Here is a 4488-nt window from a genome sequence, read left to right as displayed (position 1 = left end):
ACCGGCAAACGCATTCGTGAAGAGGCCAGAACGGCTCGTGAGTGGTGCTCGCGGGCCGTTTGGTTCATATAGGCTGCATGTTTGAGACGAGGCCCATATCCCGCCGTGACGTCCTCGCCCTTGGCGCGGGGGCGGGCGTGGCCTGTTTGGCTGGTCCTGCTGCCTGGGCGCGCGGGCCCGTGGATGTGGTGGTTGAGTTGTTCAGCAGCCAGGGGTGCAAGTCTTGTCCCGCGGCGGACCGGCTGCTGACGGAACTGCGCAACATGCCGGGGGTTCTGGCGCTGACCTTCCATGTGGATTACTGGGACTATCTCGGCTGGAAGGATACGCTTGCCAGCCCGGATTTCTCACAGCGGCAATATGATTATGCCAAGGAGCGGGGCGGCCTGGACGTGTTCACCCCGCAAATGATCGTCAACGGCGAGAAGCAGATGGTGGGAAACCAGCGCTCGGAGGTCTTTGCCGTTCTCTCCCAGTCACGCAGGGCAAACTGGCCCGCTGCACTCAACATCAGCGATTCCGCCAAGGAAATGGTGGTCGAGATCGCTGAAGGCTCTGTTGATCAGGAGGCAACCCTCTGGGTCATGCCCGTGATGGAAAGCGCCTCGGTCAAGATCGCGAAGGGCGAGATGGCCGGCCGCGAAGCCACTTACACGAATGTGGTGCGCAAGCTGGTTCCTGCCGGCATGTGGAAGGGCGAGGCGGCGCGGATCACGCTTCCCAAGGAAGGGTTGATGCCACCGGGCGCCACCGCCTGTGTCGCGGTGCTGCAGCAGGGCAAGGTTGGCCCCATCCTCGGCTGCGCCTGCTGGGGCAGCGTTTCGAGCTGAACACGCGCATGGGCACATGTGGCTAGCGCGCGTTCCGACCAGGTGGAATCACCTGGTCGAAAAGAACTCGCGCAAGTTCAATGGCTTGAGCATGATCTTTTCGCAAAAGTGGTTTCCACTTTTGCGGATCATGCTCTAGGGGAGGGGCGTGATCCCACCCCTCCCGCCTTCAACCATGCGTGACCGAGATCAGGCAGCCTGCTTGATGAGCCCGCGATTGATGAGGCTTTCGGCGATCTGCACGGCATTGAGCGCCGCGCCCTTGCGCAGATTGTCGGAAACAACCCACAAGTTCAGGCCGTTCTCGATCGTCGCATCTTCACGAATGCGGGAAATGAAGGTGGCGAAGTCACCCACGCATTCGACGGGGGTCACGTAGCCACCGTTCTCGCGCTTGTCGACGACCATGCATCCTGGCGCCTCCCGCAGGATCTCGCGCGCTTCCTCTGCCGAGATCGGCGTCTCGAACTCGATGTTCACCGCCTCCGAATGGCCAACGAACACCGGAACACGCACGCAGGTGGCGGTGAGCTTGATCTTGGGGTCGAGAATCTTCTTGGTCTCGACCGTCATCTTCCACTCTTCCTTCGTGTCCCCTGAATCCATGAACACGTCGATGTGAGGAATGACGTTGAACGCGATCTGCTTGGTGAACTTCTTAGGTGTCGGAGAATCCGTAACGAAGATGCCCTTGGTCTGGTTCCACAGCTCGTCAAGGCCTTCCTTGCCCGCACCTGACACCGACTGGTAGGTCGAGACCACAACGCGCTTGATCTTCGCCACGTCATGAAGGGGCTTCAGCACGACCACGAGCTGCGCGGTGGAGCAGTTGGGATTGGCGATGATGTTGCGGCGGTTAGGCCTTGCCATGTACTCGGCCAGCACATGGGCGTTCACCTCCGGCACCACGAGGGGAACATCCTGCTCGTAGCGAAAGCAGGAGGAGTTATCGATCACGATGCAGCCCGTGGCGCCGATCCTCGGCGACCATTCCTTGGAGACGGAGGAACCCGCGGACATGAGACAGAAATCGACCTTCGAGAAATCGAACTGCTCGAGATCCTGGCACTTCAGCGTCCTGTCGCCGAAGGAGACTTCGACACCCATGGATTTGCGCGAGGCAATGGCATGGCACTCATCCACCGGAAACTGGCGTTCCTCGAGGATCGACAGCATTTCGCGGCCCACATTGCCCGTGGCGCCGACGACAGCAACCTTGTAACCCATCTTCATTCTCCTAAGAGCCGTCCAGCCCGCCCCCCGTGAGCCGCTTCGGGCTCCGCTTTCGGGCAAGGGGGTTTCAGCCTTCCGCCCCCGCGGGGGAAGGCCGGGGGAGAAGGCTCACGCCGTTTTGGTGGTTTTCGTGAGTTTCAGGGAGACAGGCCAGCCTGCACCAACCACTTCCGTGGTGCGCAAGCGTCCAAAACTGGCGGTTTCCGGGGCCATGTCCTGCCTTTTCATGAACGGGTAGGTTCTAGCGAGGGGGCACGCTCAAGTCAACGGCACGCAAAAAGAGGTTGGCAGCGACCCCTCACTCCGCTATCCAGCGACCGCGATCTACATCAGGCCGTCCTGATAAAGCGGAGAGGTGGCAGAGTGGTCGATCGCGCCGCACTCGAAATGCGGAGTACGGGTGACCGTACCGGGGGTTCGAATCCCTCCCTCTCCGCCATTTAGCCCTCAGGCAAATCTCTCTCCTCGAAATTCCAGCGTCGAAAATCCCCAGTAATTGCGGGCTTTCTTGCGAAAAGCTCCTGACTGTCGGATTGGACATGAGGCCGAATTTTGTCTCTCTCGGCCCCATATTCTCCAAACCTCCTGACTGCCCGGAAAAAGTACGGCGGCGATAGGCCGTTGAAATAGCTTGGTTTTCCTGTCGCCTGACTGCCGTACTTTGCATCTTCCATCCGGTACACGAAAAGCTCTCTCATCCAACCCGTTCAAGTCTCCTCAGCCTGCATTCGCGTGGGCCCACCTACATGAAAACATATTCACCTTGATGGACAACGCATTCGTTGCCGCCATTATGAGCTTCCTGTTCATGGTTCAGATCTACTCCGGGTTCAGCACGCCTCCTTATGAGGGGGCCGCGTATTGCCAGGCCATGAGGCGAGGGTAAGCGTGCCGGTATCGCGCAGGCTTGCAGTGTCTAATTGACATTGTCTATTCAGGTTTCTAATAAATATCACTCATGCATGTGCGCACTCAATCAGAAATTGATTATTGTAACTTTAAGTTGTGTCTATGCAAGATTAATGATACGTTTCTGAGTAGGTCTGAAAGAGTTTTGTTGGAATGGACGTGCAGGCACATGCCGGCGTTCATCCACCCCGACCATCTCACCGCCTTGGGTGTCGCGGGCGGTATGCTCGTATTTGCGGGGTTTGCCCTCTCGAACCTGCTTCCCGCCTTCCTGTGGCTGGCTGCCGCCGGGCTTGTGCTGAACTGGGTAGGCGACAGCCTTGACGGCTCGCTTGCACGCTATCGGTGTTCGGAACGGCCACGCTTTGGCTATTTTCTCGACCACATGACGGACAGCTTTTCCATGAGCCTGATCGGGATTGGTGCCGGCCTTTCGCCCTTCCTGTCCATGAGCGCCTGCCTGCTGGTTCTGATCGGCTATCTCCTGCTCACGGTACTGAGCGTGCTCGAAGCGAGGGTGAGGGGCATTCTGCGGATTTCCTTTGGCAAGATCGGGCCGACGGAGTTCCGCATCTTCTTGCTTCTGCTTGTCGGCGTGCTGTACTGGCACCCGCAAGCAGTCTTCGAGGTGCTGGAGCGCAACGTGAACGTCTATGACGCGATCCTCTATGTGACGGCGGCCGCTTTGACCATCGTCTGCTTGTCGTCCGCGCTGAGGGTCGGCCAGGAGCTCATGAAGGAAGATCCGGAATTGCCGTGACCCGCCCCCGGCACGACACCTATCTCCACGGTTCTGATTGGCAAACATCCAAGAAGAGTGTCTTGCTTCGTAACTGCCCATGTGGCGCGCTGTCCGCGCGAGTCGAAGTCTGCCGATAAGTGCCGTAGGATTGGAGGTCAGGGCTTCGATGGTCTTCCAGCCCTGCTTTTTGGCGGTCGAGATAAACGACCGGATGGTCGCGAAGATCTCTGCACCCTGATGCGAGTGGAAGCTGCCTGAGATTTTCTGCCTGGGCTTCATCATGCGGATGTCGCGCTCGGCCTGATTGTTTGTGAAGGGCACGGTCGGATCGACCAGGAAGCTCAGTACGTCCCCCTTCCTTTCCATGAGCCTCGCAATGAGATTATGTCCGGTCCGTCGCGGCTTTCGCACTCGCTCTTGGGGGCATTCCTTCGCTGTGGGGCGGGTGAGTGGTGGCTGGGCGTTGTGATAGGCTAGGCCTGCGGCAAGAATTGCATCGTAACGGCGCGAGAGGAGTTCGATTATCCATGGGGTGATTCCACCGTCACCGTAACGACATCGCAACTAGCGCGCGTTCCGACCAGGTGGAATCACCTGGTCGAAAAGAACTCGCGCAAGATCAATGGCTTGAGCATGATCTTTTCGCAAAAGTGGTTTCCACTTGTGCGGATCATGCTCTAGGAGCCTGTCTGGAAAATGGCCTCGACGGTGGGGATAGAATTTGATTCACTCGGGTTATGAGCAAGACATATCGATCGTGGGAAGTAGATCAGG

At 58.4% G+C, this 4488-nt stretch carries 4 protein-coding genes, 1 tRNA gene and 1 pseudogene; 3 read left to right on the top strand and 3 right to left on the bottom strand.

Features of this window, described 5'->3' with window-relative positions:
* The first annotated feature begins 77 nt into the window (after positions 1–77).
* Positions 78–830: a DUF1223 domain-containing protein gene (locus ACILRA_RS20330; RefSeq protein ID WP_395663875.1), complete on the top strand. Its 753-nt coding sequence runs from the start codon at positions 78–80 to the stop codon at positions 828–830.
* 189 nt (positions 831–1019) lie between these two features.
* Here ACILRA_RS20330 and ACILRA_RS20325 read toward each other — a convergent pair whose 3' ends face one another.
* On the bottom strand, positions 1020–2057 hold the full coding sequence (locus ACILRA_RS20325) for an aspartate-semialdehyde dehydrogenase (RefSeq protein WP_395663874.1): 1038 nt from the start codon (positions 2055–2057) through the stop codon (positions 1020–1022).
* A 355-nt stretch (positions 2058–2412) separates the two neighbouring features.
* Here ACILRA_RS20325 and ACILRA_RS20320 point away from each other — a divergent pair.
* Positions 2413–2502 (top strand) — tRNA-Ser (locus tag ACILRA_RS20320).
* A gap of 1 nt (position 2503) precedes the next feature.
* Here the strand turns inward: ACILRA_RS20320 and ACILRA_RS20315 are convergent.
* Positions 2504–2761, bottom strand: coding sequence for a hypothetical protein (locus tag ACILRA_RS20315; protein ID WP_395663873.1), 258 nt, complete (start codon positions 2759–2761; stop codon positions 2504–2506).
* 380 nt (positions 2762–3141) lie between these two features.
* On the opposite strand from ACILRA_RS20315, the gene ACILRA_RS20310 reads away from it, so the two are divergent.
* Positions 3142–3732, top strand: a complete 591-nt coding sequence (locus tag ACILRA_RS20310) for a CDP-alcohol phosphatidyltransferase family protein (protein ID WP_395663872.1) — start codon at positions 3142–3144, stop codon at positions 3730–3732.
* 219 nt (positions 3733–3951) lie between these two features.
* Here the strand turns inward: ACILRA_RS20310 and ACILRA_RS20305 are convergent.
* A pseudogene (locus ACILRA_RS20305) lies at positions 3952–4125 on the bottom strand (transposase); the annotation flags it as partial.
* Between the last annotated feature and the right edge of the window lie 363 nt (positions 4126–4488).

The sequence above is a fragment of the Aestuariivirga sp. genome (genome assembly GCF_044239095.1).
Lineage (GTDB): Bacteria > Pseudomonadota > Alphaproteobacteria > Rhizobiales > Aestuariivirgaceae > Aestuariivirga.
Note: the sequence above shows the minus strand (reverse complement) of the source record. Positions and strands in the feature narration are given on the sequence as shown.